Below are 16,027 nucleotides of genomic sequence, written 5' to 3' on the forward strand. Positions count from 1 at the left end.
ACACCCAATTCTCGGGAGAAGTCTACGTACTCTCCAAAGAAGAAGGAGGGCGTCACACCCCGTTCTTTAACAACTACCGTCCGCAATTCTACTTCCGTACGACAGACGTCACCGGAGCCATCGAACTGCCGAAAGACAAAGAAATGGTCATGCCGGGAGACAATGTCAGCATCAACGTGAAGCTGATCAGCCCGATCGCCATGGAAGAAGGCTTGAGATTTGCGATCCGTGAAGGCGGCAGAACCGTCGGCGCCGGCGTCGTCTCTAAAATCATCGAGTAAGTTTGTCTATTTTGTTGCCCTCTCTTTGCAAGGAGAGGGTAACTGGTTGAGCAGATTTAGTATCTGGCTGTAGAAGTAGGGGAATAGCTCAATTGGCAGAGCGTCGGTCTCCAAAACCGAAGGTCGGGGGTTCGAGGCCCTCTTCCCCTGCCACCCGAATCCATCACTGAAAGTAAAGTTTATGTCTAACCAACCTGTGCAAGCCGGGGGAGGCCTGGGCGATAAAGTAAAGGTTGCCTGTGCTGTTGCCTCAATTTTGGCAGGTATTTTTGGTTTTTATTTCCTTGCTGGTCAGTCCTCTTTGACGCGTATTGGCGTATTGGTCGCGGGACTTGTGGTCGGTGCCTGTTTTGCCTGGTTTTCTTCTTCGGGGCGCGATTTTGTGGTATTTGCCAGAGAATCGGTGCGTGAAACAAAGAAAGTGGTATGGCCTGCCCGTAACGATGCCATCCGGCTTACAGGTATTGTTTTTGGCTTTGTCCTTTTAATGGCTGCATTTCTTTGGGGGGCTGACAAAGTTCTGGAGTTTGTTTTGTACAACATCATACTTGGCTGGAAAAGATAATGAGCGAAAAGAGCCAGGAGCAGGCTAGCAAAGAAAAAAAAGCCGGTGCGTCCGAAAAGATGCGCTGGTATGTCGTTCATGTCTATTCCGGAATGGAAAAGAGCGTGCGTCGTTCCCTTCTGGAAAGAATAGACCGGATGGGTATGGCCGACAAGTTTGGGCAGATACTGGTTCCCACAGAAGAGGTCGTTGAGGTCAAAAGCGGTCAGAAATCCGTTACGGAGCGCCGGTTTTTTCCGGGTTATGTCCTGATTGAAATGGAAATGACGGACGATACCTGGCATCTGGTAAAGGATACCGGCAAGGTGACCGGTTTTGTCGGTGGCAAGTCCAACAAACCGACGCCTGTTCCGGCTCGGGAAATGGACAAACTGTTGCAACAGATGCAGGAAGGGGTTGACAAGCCTCGTCCGAAAATATCTTATGAAGTCGGCGAGCTGGTGCGTATCAAGGAAGGCCCATTTGCCGATTTCAATGGCAATGTCGAGGAAGTGAATTACGAAAAGTCCCGATTGAGGGTTTCGGTTACCATTTTCGGTCGTTCGACTCCTGTCGAGCTTGAGTTCGGTCAGGTTGAGAAAGTTTGATTTGTGCGCAGGCCGGAGCGCTGATTTCGGATCCGGCAGAGGAGCCTGTTCCAGGTGGGCGGGCGTTATGACTCACTAACCTTGAAAGTAAAAAAATGGCAAAGAAAATCGCCGGTTTTATCAAGTTGCAAGTTCCAGCTGGTAAAGCCAATCCTTCTCCTCCTATCGGACCGGCTCTTGGTCAGCGTGGTCTGAATATCATGGAATTCTGCAAGGCCTTTAACGCTCAGACCCAAAGTTTTGAGCCGGGTATGCCTATTCCTGTCGTTATTACCGCTTACGCAGACAAGTCGTTTACGTTTGCGATGAAAACGCCTCCGGCTACTTTCCTGATCAAGAAAGCTGCCGGCATTGAAAAAGGTTCTCAAAAACCCAATACCGAAAAAGTCGGTTCGATTACCAGAGCTCAGGCTGAAGAAATCGCCACGATGAAAAAACCGGATTTGACCGCTGCCGATATGGAAGCCGCTGTCAAGACGATTGCCGGTTCGGCCAGGTCAATGGGTATTACTGTGGAGGGCGTATAAATGGCTAAAGCTTCTAAAAGAGTGCGCGCTTTTCAGGAAAAAGTCGATCGCAGCAAAGTCTATTCGCTTGATGCGGCATTGGCACTGTTGAAGGAATTTGCTACTGCAAAATTCAACGAATCCATTGACGTTGCGGTTCAGTTGGGCGTTGATCCCAAAAAGTCCGATCAGGTTGTTCGTGGCTCGGTTGTGTTGCCGGCCGGTACAGGCAAGACAGTTCGTGTGGCTGTGTTTGCATCGGGCGAAAAGGCGGAACAGGCAAAAGCTGCCGGTGCCGATATTGTCGGAATGGAGGAACTGGCGGCACAAATCAAGGGTGGCGATATACCTTTTGATGTGGTTATCGCTTCTCCGGACACGATGCGCATTGTCGGTGCGTTGGGCCAGATTCTTGGGCCGCGCGGTTTGATGCCGAATCCGAAGGTGGGTACGGTTACCCCTGACGTTGCTACCGCTGTCAGAAATGCCAAGGCTGGCCAGGTTCAGTACAGAACGGATCGTGCGGGTATCATTCATGCAACTATCGGGCGCAAATCGTTTTCCGATGCTGAGCTGAAATCGAATCTGGTTGCATTAATGGAGGCCTTGAACAAGGCCAAGCCGGTTAGCAGTAAAGGCACTTATATCCGCAAAGTCTCGATTTCCTCGACAATGGGTGCCGGGGTTCGCGTCGATCAAGCATCGATTGCCGCTTAAGTGTATAATAATAGACCCTGTTTTTGCAGGGCATGACTTTGGGCCATGCCGGCGAGGTTGTCGGCGTGGACAATCAAAGACCGCTGGGCAATTGATGTCTGGTTTGTCAATTGTTAAAAATCGCTACCCAGCGTAGATGGTGAACCCAACTAGTTTTGCAGTTTCAAAGCTGATTGCCAGTAGTGAACTCCTAACTTTGGACACCGTGTTCGAACCGATATCCGACAGTTTGCAATTTGGACGGATATCATTTTTGGAGGTTGACCGTGGGTCTCAATCTGAATGACAAGAAGGCTGTAGTAGCAGAAGTCAGTGCTCAGATCGCTGAAGCGCAGACGATTGTTTTGGCCGAATATCGTGGTATCCAGGTTGGTGACATGACGCAATTGCGTGCTGCTGCACGTGAAAACGGTGTGTACATGCGCGTGTTGAAAAACACGCTGGCACGTCGCGCTGTTGAAGGAACAGCATTTGCCGACCTCGCTTCTGAAATGACAGGTCCTTTGGTGTATTCCATATCGAAGGATGCCGTTGCCGCTGCCAAAGTCGTACAGGACTTTGCAAAACGTAACGATGCGCTTGTTATCAGAGGCGGCAGTTATGCAGGCAAGACGCTCGATAAAGCCGGTGTTGTTGCGCTGGCAAGCATTCCGAGTCGTGAAGTGCTGCTCTCTCAGCTTATGGGCGTTATGTTGGCACCTGTTTCGGGCTTTGCCCGTGGACTGGCTGCGCTGGCGACGAAGAAAGAGGCGGAAGCTGCCTGAGCAAACGGATCTGTTTGTTTGTGTAGACGGCAATTCGCCGGTCGTTAGTACCAATTATCGTATTTAATAAAGAATTAGGAGTTTTAAATGGCAATGAGTAAAGAAGACATCCTGGAAGCCGTTGGCGCGATGTCCGTTATGGAGCTGAATGACCTGGTCAAGGCATTCGAAGAAAAATTTGGTGTTTCCGCTGCCGCTATGGCTGTCGCCGGTCCTGCTGGCGGTGCTGCTGCCGGTGGCGCCGCTGCTGAAGAACAAACTGAATTTACTGTCGTTCTGGCTGAATTTGGCGCCAACAAGGTTGCTGTTATCAAGGCGGTTCGTGAAATTACCGGTCTGGGCCTGAAAGAAGCCAAGGACATGGTTGATTCCGCACCGAAGCCGGTCAAGGAAGGTGTCAGCAAGGCTGATGCTGAAGAAGCCAAGAAGAAACTGGAAGACGCAGGCGCCAAAGTCGAAATCAAATAATTTCGCTCTTGTCGAATGCTTTAGCGGTATCCGAGTCATTGCTGAATCGCTTCAGGGGCGATTCGGCTTTGACTCAATTGTGTTTCCTGAAGTAGGTTGTTTGTCGCTTAAATACATTGAAGTGGAGGCTTGAGTTTTATGTTTTCCGTGGTATCGGCCAGAGCATAAAACTGAATTTTCCATCCTTCAGCCACTCATGGAGTGTCCATGCACTACTCATTTACTGAGAAGAAGCGCATCCGCAAATCGTTTGCAAAGCGCGATAATGTTCACCAAGTTCCTTTTTTGCTGGCGACACAGCTTGAATCCTATGAAAAGTTTCTGCAAGCTGATGTGCCGCCTTTAAAACGTAAAAATGAAGGCTTGCAGTCTGCGTTTACATCGATTTTTCCGATCGTATCGCACAATGGTTTCGCAAGGCTTGAATTTATTTCCTATACTTTGGGCGATCCTCCTTTTGATGTCAAGGAATGCCAGCAGCGCGGACTGACGCTGGCGTCGCCTTTGCGCGCCAAGGTCAGGCTGGTTATTCTCGACAAGGAATCGCCGACGAAACCGGTTGTAAAAGAAATGAAAGAACAGGAAGTCTATATGGGCGAGTTGCCCCTGATGACGACGACGGGTTCTTTCGTGATCAACGGCACAGAGCGGGTAATCGTTTCGCAGCTGCATCGTTCTCCCGGTGTCTTTTTCGAACACGACAAGGGGAAGACGCATTCGTCCGGCAAGCTTCTTTTCTCGGCAAGGATTATTCCTTACCGTGGATCCTGGCTTGATTTTGAATTCGATCCCAAAGACATTCTCTTTTTCCGTATCGACCGCCGCCGCAAAATGCCGGTCACTATTCTGCTGAAAGCAATTGGCATGTCGTCTGAAGAAATTCTGGAGAATTTCTTTGTTTTCGACGATTTCCTGTTGCGTGCGGAAGGTGCTGAAATGGAATTCGTTCCATCGCGCATGCGTGGCGAGATCGCGCGTTTCGACATTCTCGACAGGGAAGGGAAAGTGCTGGTCGAAAAGGACAAGCGGATCAATGCAAGAAATATCCGCGATATCGAAGCGGCAGGTATCAAGCGCATTTCCGTTCCGGAAGATTTTTTGTATGGCAGGGCATTAGCCAAAAACATTGTCGATCCGGATACCGGTGAGGTTGTCGCACGCGCCAATGACGAAATTACGGAAGACGTCATGGCTCGTTTGCGTGAAGCGGGAATTGAAGAGATCCAGACGCTTTATACCAACGATCTGGATCAGGGCGCTTACATTTCGCAGACACTGCGTATTGATGAAACAGTTGATCAGATGGCTGCAAGAATTGCCATTTACCGTATGATGCGTCCGGGCGAACCGCCGACTGAAGAATCGGTAGAAGCCTTGTTCAACGGTCTTTTCTACAATGAAGAACGTTATGATCTGTCTGCCGTCGGGCGGATGAAATTCAACAGCCGTGTCGGTCGCGATGAACTGACCGGTCCGATGACGCTTTCGAATGACGACATCCTTTCGGTGATCAAAATTCTGGTCGAGCTCCGGAACGGCCGTGGCGAAATCGACGATATCGACCATCTTGGGAACCGTCGTGTGCGTTGTGTGGGCGAATTGGCCGAGAATCAGTTCCGTGCCGGGCTGGTCAGAGTGGAACGTGCTGTAAAAGAACGGCTTGGGCAGGCTGAGGCCGATAATCTGATGCCGCATGATCTGATCAATTCCAAGCCGATTTCAGCTGCGATCCGTGAGTTTTTCGGTTCGTCGCAGCTTTCGCAATTTATGGACCAGACCAATCCGCTGTCGGAAATTACGCACAAACGCCGTGTGTCAGCATTGGGCCCAGGCGGGTTGACGCGTGAACGCGCCGGTTTTGAAGTCCGTGACGTGCATCCGACTCATTATGGCCGTGTCTGCCCGATTGAAACGCCTGAAGGTCCGAATATCGGTCTGATCAATTCCCTGGCATTGTATGCGCGTCTGAACGAGTACGGTTTTCTGGAAACGCCTTATCGGAAGGTTATCGACAGCCATGTAACGGATCAGATCGAGTATCTGTCCGCTATCGAGGAAGGCCGTTATATCATCGCTCAGGCAAACAGCAAGATTGATGAAAACGGGGCATTGATAGACGAGCTGGTTTCTGCGCGTGAAGCCGGCGAAACCATTCTGGTATCGCCGGAACGGGTTCAGTATATGGACGTTGCACCGGGCCAGATCGTTTCGGTTGCGGCATCCCTGATTCCGTTTCTGGAGCACGACGATGCGAACCGGGCATTGATGGGCGCCAACATGCAGCGTCAGGCTGTTCCGTGCCTGAGGCCGCAGAAAGCATTGGTCGGTACCGGTATTGAACGTACCGTTGCGGTTGACTCCGGGACCACAGTGCAGGCTTTAAGAGGCGGCGTTGTTGATTATATCGATGCCGGACGTGTCGTGGTTCGCGTGAACGACGAGGAAGCGAAAGCAGGTGAAGTCGGTGTCGACATTTACAATCTGATCAAATATACGCGTTCCAATCAGAATACGAATATCAACCAGAGGCCTATCGTCAAGGTAGGCGACCGGATCGCGAAGGGCGATGTCATTGCGGACGGCGCTTCAACGGATCTGGGCGAGCTGGCATTGGGACAGAATCTATTGGTAGCCTTTACGCCATGGAATGGGTTGAATTATGAAGATTCCATCCTGATCTCCGAAAAAGTGGTCGAGGATGACCGTTATACCTCCATTCACATTGAGGAATTGTCGGTTGTCGCCCGCGATACGAAGCTGGGCCCTGAAGAAATCACACGCGATATTTCCAATTTGGCCGAAAACCAGCTGGCCCGTCTGGATGAATCCGGTATCGTTTATATCGGTGCGGAAGTCGAGGCAGGTGATGTTCTGGTCGGTAAAGTGACGCCGCGCGGCGAAACGCAGCTGACTCCGGAAGAAAAGCTGTTGCGTGCCATTTTCGGGGAAAAAGCTTCCGATGTGAAGGACACTTCTTTGCGTGTGCCCTCAGGTATGGTCGGTACGGTTATCGACGTTCAGGTGTTCACGCGTGAAGGTCTGGTTCGCGACAAACGTGCGCAACAAATTATCGACGATGAATTGAAACGTTACCGTATCGATTTGAATGACCAGATGCGTATTGTGGAAGGCGATGCATTCCAGCGTTTGAGTAAACTCCTGATTGGCAAGAAGGTCAACGGAGGCCCCAAAAAGCTGGCGCGCGGTGCTGAAATCACGCAGGAATATCTGGCCGATCTGGAAAGATATCACTGGTTCGATATCCGTCCGGCGGATGAAGACACGGCAATGTCACTGGAAGCGATCAAGGACTCGATCGAGGAAAAACGTCATCAGTTCGATCTGGCCTTTGAAGAAAAACGCAAGAAGCTGACGCAGGGTGATGAATTGCAGCCCGGTGTCCAGAAAATGGTTAAGGTTTATCTTGCTGTCAAACGTCGTTTGCAGCCCGGTGACAAGATGGCCGGACGTCACGGTAACAAAGGGGTTGTCTCCAAAATTGTGCCGATTGAGGACATGCCGTACATGGCGGATGGTACGCCGGCCGATATCGTTCTGAACCCGCTGGGTGTGCCGTCACGTATGAATATCGGCCAGATTCTGGAAACCCATCTGGGATGGGCTTCAAAAGGCTTGGGTTTGCGTATCGGTGAAATGTTGCAGGCCAAACAGAAGGTGGAAGAAATTCGGGCATTCCTCAAACAGATTTATCTGAGCAGTGGAAAACCGGAAGATCTGGACGACCTGTCAGAAACTGAAGTGTTGACGTTGGCGGAAAACCTGAAAGATGGTGTGCCTTTCGCTACTCCTGTTTTCGATGGCGCAGAAGAAGATGAGATCCGTCGTATGCTCGATTTGGCGTATCCGGACGATATTGCCCGGAAACTGGGTATGACCGAAATGAAAAATCAGGTGACCCTGTATGACGGTCGTACCGGCGAACCGTTCGAACGGCCGGTAACGGTCGGATACAAGCATATGTTGAAGTTGCACCATCTGGTTGACGACAAGATGCATGCGCGTTCGACAGGCCCGTATTCGCTGGTGACGCAGCAGCCTCTGGGCGGCAAGGCACAATTCGGTGGCCAGCGTTTCGGCGAAATGGAAGTCTGGGCTCTCGAAGCGTACGGCGCTTCTTATGTATTGCAGGAAATGCTGACCGTAAAATCCGACGACGTCGCCGGACGGACCAAGGTTTACGAAAATCTGGTCAAGGGCGATCACGTCATTGATGCCGGCATGCCGGAATCCTTTAACGTGCTCGTGAAGGAAATACGTTCTCTGGGTATCGATATCGATCTGGAACGTAACTAGGCACAAAGCGTTTGAATCCGGACGGGGCGCGTGGCCACCTCGTCCGGTAAAGAATTTTTGGCCGTAGTTTCTCACCCAATTGGAGTGAAATATGAAAGCACTGCTCGATCTATTCAAGCAAGTTCAGCAAGATGAACAATTCGATGCCATCAAAATTGGTCTGGCATCACCTGATAAAATCAGATCATGGTCTTACGGAGAAGTCAAAAAACCGGAAACGATCAATTACCGCACTTTCAAGCCGGAACGCGACGGCCTGTTCTGCGCGAAAATTTTTGGACCGATCAAGGACTACGAATGCTTGTGTGGCAAATACAAGCGTTTGAAGCATCGGGGTGTTATCTGTGAAAAATGCGGCGTGGAAGTCACGCTTGCCAAAGTCCGCCGCGAACGGATGGGGCATATCGAACTTGCATCGCCGGCAGCGCACATATGGTTTTTGAAATCCTTGCCGTCCCGTCTGGGTATGGTGCTGGATATGACATTGCGCGATATCGAGCGCGTTTTGTATTTCGAAGCGTATGTTGTTACCGATCCGGGCATGACGCCATTGAAGAAGTGCCAGATCATGTCGGAAGACGATTATGCGGCGAAATACGAGGAATTCGGTGATGAGTTTTCTGCCTCCATGGGAGCGGAAGGTATTCGAGAACTGTTGCGTTCGATCGATATCGACCGAGAAGCGGAAGTGCTGCGCAACGAGCTCAAGGATTCCAAGTCCGAGGCCAAAATCAAGAAATATGCCAAGAGACTGAAAGTCCTGGAAGCTTTCCAGCGTTCCGGCATCAAACCGGAGTGGATGATTATGGAAGTTCTGCCGGTACTCCCGCCTGAACTTCGTCCACTGGTTCCATTGGACGGAGGGCGGTTTGCCACTTCCGATCTGAATGATCTGTATCGTCGCGTCATCAACAGAAACAACCGTCTGAAACGGCTTTTGGAATTGCGCGCGCCGGAAATCATTACCCGTAACGAAAAACGAATGCTTCAGGAAGCGGTCGATTCCCTGCTGGATAACGGCCGTCGCGGCAAGGCAATGACCGGGGCCAACAAACGGCCCCTGAAATCACTGGCCGAAATGATCAAGGGCAAAGGTGGTCGCTTCCGCCAGAATCTGTTGGGTAAGCGGGTCGATTATTCCGGCCGCTCCGTCATTACTGTCGGCCCGCAGCTGAAGTTGCACCAGTGCGGTTTGCCGAAACTGATGGCTCTGGAACTGTTCAAGCCTTTCATTTTCAACAAACTGGAACTGATGGGGTTGGCCACGACCATCAAGGCAGCCAAACGTCTGGTCGAACTTCAGGAACCCGTTGTCTGGGATATTCTGGAAGAAGTCATTCGGGAGCATCCTGTCATGCTGAATCGTGCACCTACCTTGCACAGATTGGGCATCCAGGCATTCGAACCGGTTCTGATTGAAGGCAAGGCCATTCAGCTGCACCCGCTGGTTTGCGCAGCGTTCAATGCTGACTTCGACGGTGACCAGATGGCAGTTCACGTCCCGTTGTCGATTGAAGCGCAACTGGAAGCCCGGACGCTGATGCTTGCTTCCAACAATGTCCTGTTCCCATCCAACGGTGAACCGTCCATTGTGCCTTCCCAGGATATGGTGCTGGGCCTGTATTACGCAACCCGTGAAAAAATCAACGGCAAGGGCGAAGGGATGCTGTTTGCTGATATTGCCGAAGTGCAGCGTGCTTATGACAATAAGGAAGTTGAACTGGCGACCCGTATTACCGTCCGTTTGCCGGATTACGTCAAGGATCCGATCAGTGGCGAAACGGTTAAAAAGCTTGTTCGCTATGAGACAACGGTCGGGCGCACACTCTTGTCTGAAATTCTGCCTGAGGGGTTGCCTTTTTCCGTCCTGAATACGCCATTGAAGAAAAAGGAGATTTCCCGTCTTATCAATACTTCCTTCAGAAAATGCGGATTGCGTGCAACGGTTGTGTTTGCGGATCATCTGATGCAAGCCGGTTTCCGGCTGGCAACCAAGGCGGGCATATCTATTTGTATCAACGACATGCTGGTGCCGAAGCAGAAAGTCGAGTTGATTTCCGCTGCCGAACAGGAAGTCAAACAGATCGAACAGCAGTATGCCTCCGGTCTGGTGACATCCGGTGAACGTTACAACAAGGTGGTCGATATCTGGGGCAAGACTGGCGACAGCGTCGGCAAGGCGATGATGGATCAGCTGAAGGTTGAAGAAGTTGTCAAACGCGATGGATCAGCCGGAACCCAGGAATCGTTCAATTCCATTTACATGATGGCAGACTCGGGAGCACGGGGTTCCGCAGCGCAGATTCGTCAGCTGGCAGGCATGCGTGGCCTGATGGCAAAACCGGACGGTTCGATTATCGAAACGCCGATTACTGCCAATTTCCGTGAGGGCCTGAATGTTCTTCAGTACTTTATCTCGACGCATGGGGCACGTAAGGGATTGGCCGATACGGCACTGAAAACGGCGAATTCGGGTTATCTGACCCGCCGTCTGGTGGATGTCACCCAGGATCTGGTTGTTATCGAAGACGATTGCGGCACGCATGAAGGCGTTGTCATGAAAGCACTGATCGAGGGGGGCGAAGTGGTTGAAGCACTTGGTGACCGCATTCTGGGGCGCGTCAGTGCAAATGACATTATCAATCCCGAGTCACGTGAAGTGCTGTATGAAGCAGGTACGCTTCTTGATGAAGACAAGATCGAAGAGATCGAGCGGCTGGGTATCGATGAGGTCAAAGTCCGTACTCCGCTGACCTGCGAAACCCGTTATGGCATGTGTGCGAAATGTTATGGCCGCGATCTTGGCCGTGGTTCGCTGGTCAATGCCGGCGAAGCCGTGGGTGTGATCGCTGCCCAGTCCATCGGTGAACCGGGAACCCAGTTGACCATGCGGACTTTCCATATCGGTGGCGCTGCGTCGCGTTCCGCTGTTGCCTCAAGTGTGGAAGCCCGTTCCAACGGTACCATCCACTTTACGTCGACGATGCGTTATGTTACCAACGACAAGGGAGACCAGATTGTCATTTCCCGTTCAGGTGAAATCACGATTACCGATGATGTCGGTCGCGAACGCGAACGGCACAAGGTGCCATATGGCGCGACATTGCTTGTAAATGACAGTTTACCTGTCAAAGCCGGCAAGGTTCTGGCGACATGGGATCCAATGACCCGTCCGATCATTACAGAATATGCCGGTACGATCCGTTTCGAAAATGTTGAAGAAGGCGTTACCGTGGCACGACAGGTCGATGAAGTGACCGGTTTGTCCACACTCGTCGTTATCGATCCGAAACGTCGCGGTACCGCTACCAAATCAGCTCGTCCCCAGGTCAAGCTGCTGAATGAAAATGGAGAAGAAGTCAAGATCGCCGGTACGGAACATGCTGTAACGATCAGTTTCCAGGTCGGTGCGCTTCTGATGGTTCAGGATGGCCAGAAAGTATCGGTCGGTGAAGTGCTTGCCCGTATTCCGACAGAATCGCAGAAGACCCGTGATATTACCGGCGGTTTGCCGCGTGTGGCGGAATTGTTCGAAGCGCGGTCTCCAAAAGATGCCGGCATGCTGGCGGAAGTCACGGGTACCGTGGCCTTCGGCAAGGAAACCAAGGGCAAACAGCGTCTTGAAATTACCGATATGGACGGTAACCGTCATGAATTCCTGATTGGGAAGGACAAACAGGTGCTGGTCCATGACGGTCAGGTGGTCAATAAAGGCGAAATGATCGTTGACGGTCCGGCCGATCCCCAGGATATTCTTCGCCTTCTGGGAATCGAAGCGCTGGCCCGTTATATCGTCGATGAAGTTCAGGATGTTTACCGCCTGCAGGGTGTGAAGATCAACGACAAGCACATTGAAGTCATTGTCCGTCAGATGTTGCGCCGGGTAAACGTGGTGGATGCAGGCGATACCTGCTACATCCCGGGTGAACAGGTCGAACGTTCCGAACTGCTGGATGAAAACGATCGTGTCATCGCTGAAGGCAAGAGACCCGCCACCTATGAAAACGTACTGCTGGGTATTACGAAAGCGTCGTTGTCAACAGATTCGTTCATTTCCGCGGCTTCTTTCCAGGAAACGACGCGTGTATTGACCGAAGCGGCCATTATGGGCAAAAAAGACAGTCTGAGAGGCTTGAAAGAAAACGTGATTGTTGGTCGTCTGATTCCGGCAGGTACCGGATTGGCAATGCATCGTGCCCGTAAACAGAAGTCTGTCTGGGAACAGGAAGAACGTGCTGCACTACAGCGTTCTGAACAGATGCAACAGGAACAAAGCGTTTCCGATGTTGTCATTGAAAATCCTGAACAGGAGTAAGTCCTGAAAAATAAAAGCGGCATTCCGGGGAAATACCGGAATGCCGCTTTTTTGGGTCGTTTACAAAAAGTCTTTGTTGTTTTTGATGCGGCTTGTATTTGTATGTCCTTGAAGTAATTGACTTTGCCAAGGAGACGGTTTAGAATCCACGGTCTTTAGTGCCTGTTGGAATAATGATGGAAATGCGATTGTTGTTCCGGTACTCATCCTGTGGTGATAGTTTTTCCATAGAGTCCCCGGTTGTTCTGGATGGCCGGGATTGTCTGTAATTTTATTTAGTTGGATTAAATCGATGCCAACCATCAATCAACTGATTCGCCAACCTCGCGTGACTGTCAAAACGAAAAGCAAGTCGCCTGCGTTGGAAAATTGTCCGCAAAAGCGTGGCGTATGTACCCGTGTCTATACCACGACACCAAAAAAACCTAACTCCGCTTTGAGAAAAGTAGCCAAGGTAAGACTGACGAATGGTTTTGAAGTCATTTCCTATATTGGGGGTGAAGGTCACAATCTGCAGGAACACAGTGTTGTTTTGCTGCGTGGTGGTCGTGTCAAGGATTTGCCTGGTGTTCGTTATCATATGGTTCGCGGTTCTCTTGACACCCAGGGCGTCAAGGATCGGAAACAGGCTCGTTCCAAATACGGTGCAAAACGCGCGAAAGCTGCAAGCAAATAATTTTGGTCGGCCGGGTGGCCGAGTAAGTGGCGTGTCATGAGGGCCGCCGTGAGTGTTCACACTCAGCTGAAGAAAGAAAGGAAAAGAAATGCCTCGTCGTCGTGAAGTGCCCAAGCGCGAGATTTTGCCGGATCCGAAGTTCGGCAATGTAGATGTCGCAAAGTTCGTCAATGTGTTGATGCTTTCCGGAAAAAAATCCGTTGCTGAAAACATTATTTACGGCGCTTTTGAAATTATCGAAAGCAAAGCTGGAAAGGATCCTCTGGAAATTTTTATGCAGGCGGTTAACAACTGCAAACCATTGGTGGAAGTAAAATCCCGTCGTGTTGGGGGCGCCAATTATCAGGTGCCTGTTGAGGTGCGTCCTGTTCGTCGTATGGCATTATCCATGCGCTGGTTGCGTGAAGCGGCTGCAAAGCGCAGTGAAAAATCCATGCCGCAGCGCTTGGCTGGGGAATTGATGGAAGCGGCTGAAGGTCGCGGTGGCGCCATGAGAAAACGCGATGAAGTTCATCGGATGGCGGAAGCCAACAAGGCTTTCTCGCATTTCCGTTTCTAGCAAAAGAATGAGTGGGTGACTGTCAGGCAGTGTTTTTCTAGGCGGTCGCTCGTGGAAAATATCTGGCAAGCCGGGCGCATTTACTGAAGTAATGTCGCTCGGTTTTGTTTATTAAAAAGTTTTAGGATTGATTATGGCTCGCAAGACACCGATCGAACGTTATCGTAACATTGGTATTTCTGCTCATATTGATGCAGGCAAAACGACGACGACGGAACGTATTCTTTTTTACACTGGCGTTAATCACAAGTTGGGTGAAGTTCATGATGGCGCCGCTACCATGGACTGGATGGAGCAGGAGCAGGAACGTGGGATTACCATTACTTCTGCGGCAACGACCTGTTTCTGGAACGGAATGGCCAACAATTTCCCGAATCATCGCATCAATATTATTGATACTCCGGGGCACGTTGACTTTACTATCGAGGTTGAACGTTCAATGCGTGTTCTGGATGGTGCCTGCATGGTTTATTGTGCTGTCGGTGGTGTCCAGCCACAGTCGGAAACGGTCTGGCGTCAGGCCAACAAATACAAGGTGCCTCGTCTGGCTTTCGTTAACAAGATGGATCGTACTGGCGCAAACTTTTTCAAGGTGCACGATCAGATGCGTTCCCGTCTGAAAGCCAACCCGATTCCGCTTCAGATTCCTATCGGCGCCGAAGACAATTTTGAAGGAGTTGTCGATCTAATCAAAATGAAGGGAATTTACTGGGATGAGGCATCCCAGGGGACCAAGTTTGAATACCGTGACGTTCCTGCCGAATTGATGGATCAGGCTCGGGAATGGCGTGAAAAACTGGTTGAAGTGGCTGCGGAATCCAGTGAAGAGCTGATGGACAAATATCTGAACGATGGCGATTTGTCCGAAGAAGATATCAAGAAGGCGCTTCGCCAGAGAACGATTGCCGGTGAAATTGTGCCGATGATGTGCGGTTCCGCCTTCAAGAACAAGGGCGTGCAAGCTATGCTGGATGCGGTGATCGAGTACTTGCCTTCGCCTGTGGATATTCCTGCTGTTGAAGGTACCGATGAAAATGACAATGTCATTACCCGTAAAGCGGCTGATGAGGAAAAATTCTCTGCGCTGGCTTTCAAGATCATGACCGATCCATTTGTTGGCCAGCTGATTTTCTTCCGCGTTTATTCGGGAGTTGTCAAATCCGGAGACACGGTTTTAAATCCAATCAAGAACAAGAAGGAGAGAATCGGTCGCCTGTTGCAGATGCATGCTAACCAGCGTGAAGAAATCAAGGAAGTGATGGCTGGCGATATTGCGGCGGCTGTTGGCTTGAAAGAGGCCACGACCGGGGAAACGCTGTGTGATCCGAGTGCTCCGATTACGTTGGAAAAAATGGAATTCCCGGAACCGGTTATTTCCGAGGCGGTTGAACCCAAGACGAAACAGGATCAGGAAAAAATGGCCTTGGCGCTGAACCGGCTGGCACAGGAAGATCCCTCTTTCCGTGTTTATACCGATGAAGAATCAGGTCAGACCATTATTGCCGGTATGGGTGAGTTGCATCTGGATATTATCGTTGATCGCATGCGCCGGGAATTTGGTGTTGAGGCCACAATCGGTAAACCTCAGGTTGCCTACCGTGAAACTGTTCGCAAGACCTGCGATGAAATCGAAGGCAAATTCGTCAAACAGTCGGGAGGTCGCGGTCAGTACGGTCACGTTGTTCTGAAAATCGAGCCACAGGAACCGGGTAAAGGCTTTGAATTTGTGGACGCTATTAAAGGCGGTGTTGTTCCACGTGAATTCATTCCTGCTGTTGAAAAGGGTATTCGCGATTCCCTGAACTCCGGCGTCATGGCCGGTTATCCGGTTGTTGACGTCAAGGTCACCCTGTTCTTTGGTTCTTACCATGATGTCGATTCGAATGAAAACGCATTCCGCATGGCTGGTTCCATGGCGTTCAAGGACGGTTGCCGAAAAGCGGATCCGGTTATTCTGGAACCGATGATGGCGGTTGAAGTGGAAACGCCGGAGGACTATGCCGGTACCGTTATGGGCGATTTGTCTTCACGACGTGGTATGGTTCAAGGTATGGACGATATGGCTGGCGGTGGCGGTAAAGTCATCAAGGCTGAAGTGCCTCTGTCCGAAATGTTCGGTTATGCAACCGCCTTGCGTTCGGCAACGCAGGGACGTGCGACTTATACCATGGAATTCAAGCATTACGCAGAAGCACCAAAAAATATTATCGAAGCAATTGTCAGCTCGCGTGCAAAGTGATTTAATTGCCAATTGAGCTAAACATTTAATAAATCG

12 protein-coding genes and 1 tRNA gene are annotated in these 16,027 nt (G+C 50.7%); all 13 read left to right on the top strand.

The features are described 5' to 3' along the window. The coding region (locus OFAG_RS02425) for an EF-Tu C-terminal domain-related protein (protein WP_020994762.1) at positions 1-281 on the top strand (281 nt) is incomplete at its 5' end. Positions 282-358: 77 nt separating this feature from the next. Next, positions 359-434, top strand: a tRNA-Trp gene (locus tag OFAG_RS02430). Between the two features lie 28 nt (positions 435-462). Next, on the top strand, positions 463-846 hold the full coding sequence (gene secE / locus OFAG_RS02435) for a preprotein translocase subunit SecE (protein WP_005878775.1): 384 nt from the start codon (positions 463-465) through the stop codon (positions 844-846). Further along, on the top strand, positions 846-1,433 hold the full coding sequence (gene nusG / locus OFAG_RS02440; RefSeq protein ID WP_005878776.1) for a transcription termination/antitermination protein NusG: 588 nt from the start codon (positions 846-848) through the stop codon (positions 1,431-1,433). Before secE ends, nusG begins: the two co-directional genes overlap by 1 nt. A gap of 95 nt (positions 1,434-1,528) precedes the next feature. Next, positions 1,529-1,960, top strand: coding sequence for a 50S ribosomal protein L11 (gene rplK / locus OFAG_RS02445; RefSeq protein ID WP_005878778.1), 432 nt, complete (start codon positions 1,529-1,531; stop codon positions 1,958-1,960). After that, positions 1,961-2,656 (top strand): 50S ribosomal protein L1, encoded by a 696-nt coding sequence (gene rplA / locus OFAG_RS02450; protein WP_005878779.1) that lies wholly within the window; start codon positions 1,961-1,963, stop codon positions 2,654-2,656. Between the two features lie 260 nt (positions 2,657-2,916). Further along, a complete protein-coding gene (gene rplJ / locus OFAG_RS02455) occupies positions 2,917-3,420 on the top strand; it encodes a 50S ribosomal protein L10 (RefSeq protein WP_187138767.1) in 504 nt (167 codons plus the stop codon). Positions 3,421-3,507: 87 nt separating this feature from the next. After that, the gene (rplL, locus tag OFAG_RS02460) at positions 3,508-3,888 is read left to right on the top strand and encodes a 50S ribosomal protein L7/L12 (RefSeq protein WP_005878781.1); all 381 of its coding nucleotides are present in this window, start codon (positions 3,508-3,510) and stop codon (positions 3,886-3,888) included. A gap of 207 nt (positions 3,889-4,095) precedes the next feature. Continuing rightward, a complete protein-coding gene (gene rpoB / locus OFAG_RS02465; RefSeq protein ID WP_005878782.1) occupies positions 4,096-8,202 on the top strand; it encodes a DNA-directed RNA polymerase subunit beta in 4,107 nt (1,368 codons plus the stop codon). Between the two features lie 91 nt (positions 8,203-8,293). Continuing rightward, a complete protein-coding gene (gene rpoC / locus OFAG_RS02470) occupies positions 8,294-12,517 on the top strand; it encodes a DNA-directed RNA polymerase subunit beta' (protein WP_005878783.1) in 4,224 nt (1,407 codons plus the stop codon). A 292-nt stretch (positions 12,518-12,809) separates the two neighbouring features. Continuing rightward, complete coding sequence (gene rpsL, locus OFAG_RS02480) at positions 12,810-13,193, top strand: 30S ribosomal protein S12 (protein ID WP_005878784.1); 384 nt, start codon at positions 12,810-12,812, stop codon at positions 13,191-13,193. 88 nt (positions 13,194-13,281) lie between these two features. Beyond that, positions 13,282-13,752, top strand: coding sequence for a 30S ribosomal protein S7 (rpsG, locus tag OFAG_RS02485; RefSeq protein WP_005878785.1), 471 nt, complete (start codon positions 13,282-13,284; stop codon positions 13,750-13,752). 133 nt (positions 13,753-13,885) lie between these two features. Then, positions 13,886-15,991 carry an elongation factor G gene (gene fusA, locus OFAG_RS02490; RefSeq protein ID WP_005878786.1) on the top strand — a complete coding sequence of 702 codons (2,106 nt, stop codon included), beginning with the start codon at positions 13,886-13,888 and terminating at the stop codon, positions 15,989-15,991. Positions 15,992-16,027 lie beyond the last annotated feature (36 nt).

Origin of the sequence: Oxalobacter paraformigenes (assembly GCF_000158475.2) — a bacterium.
In the GTDB taxonomy this organism is placed as follows: domain Bacteria; phylum Pseudomonadota; class Gammaproteobacteria; order Burkholderiales; family Burkholderiaceae_D; genus Oxalobacter; species Oxalobacter paraformigenes.

What these genes read in the sequence shown, in the direction of transcription:
- secE (WP_005878775.1), top strand. Translation starts at nt 463, where the DNA reads ATGTCTAACCAACCTGTGCAAGCCGGGGGAGGCCTGGGCGATAAAGTA.
- nusG (WP_005878776.1), top strand. Translation starts at nt 846, where the DNA reads ATGAGCGAAAAGAGCCAGGAGCAGGCTAGCAAAGAAAAAAAAGCCGGT.
- rplK (WP_005878778.1), top strand. Translation starts at nt 1,529, where the DNA reads ATGGCAAAGAAAATCGCCGGTTTTATCAAGTTGCAAGTTCCAGCTGGT.
- rplA (WP_005878779.1), top strand. Translation starts at nt 1,961, where the DNA reads ATGGCTAAAGCTTCTAAAAGAGTGCGCGCTTTTCAGGAAAAAGTCGAT.
- rplL (WP_005878781.1), top strand. Translation starts at nt 3,508, where the DNA reads ATGGCAATGAGTAAAGAAGACATCCTGGAAGCCGTTGGCGCGATGTCC.
- rpoB (WP_005878782.1), top strand. Translation starts at nt 4,096, where the DNA reads ATGCACTACTCATTTACTGAGAAGAAGCGCATCCGCAAATCGTTTGCA.
- rpoC (WP_005878783.1), top strand. Translation starts at nt 8,294, where the DNA reads ATGAAAGCACTGCTCGATCTATTCAAGCAAGTTCAGCAAGATGAACAA.
- rpsL (WP_005878784.1), top strand. Translation starts at nt 12,810, where the DNA reads ATGCCAACCATCAATCAACTGATTCGCCAACCTCGCGTGACTGTCAAA.
- rpsG (WP_005878785.1), top strand. Translation starts at nt 13,282, where the DNA reads ATGCCTCGTCGTCGTGAAGTGCCCAAGCGCGAGATTTTGCCGGATCCG.
- fusA (WP_005878786.1), top strand. Translation starts at nt 13,886, where the DNA reads ATGGCTCGCAAGACACCGATCGAACGTTATCGTAACATTGGTATTTCT.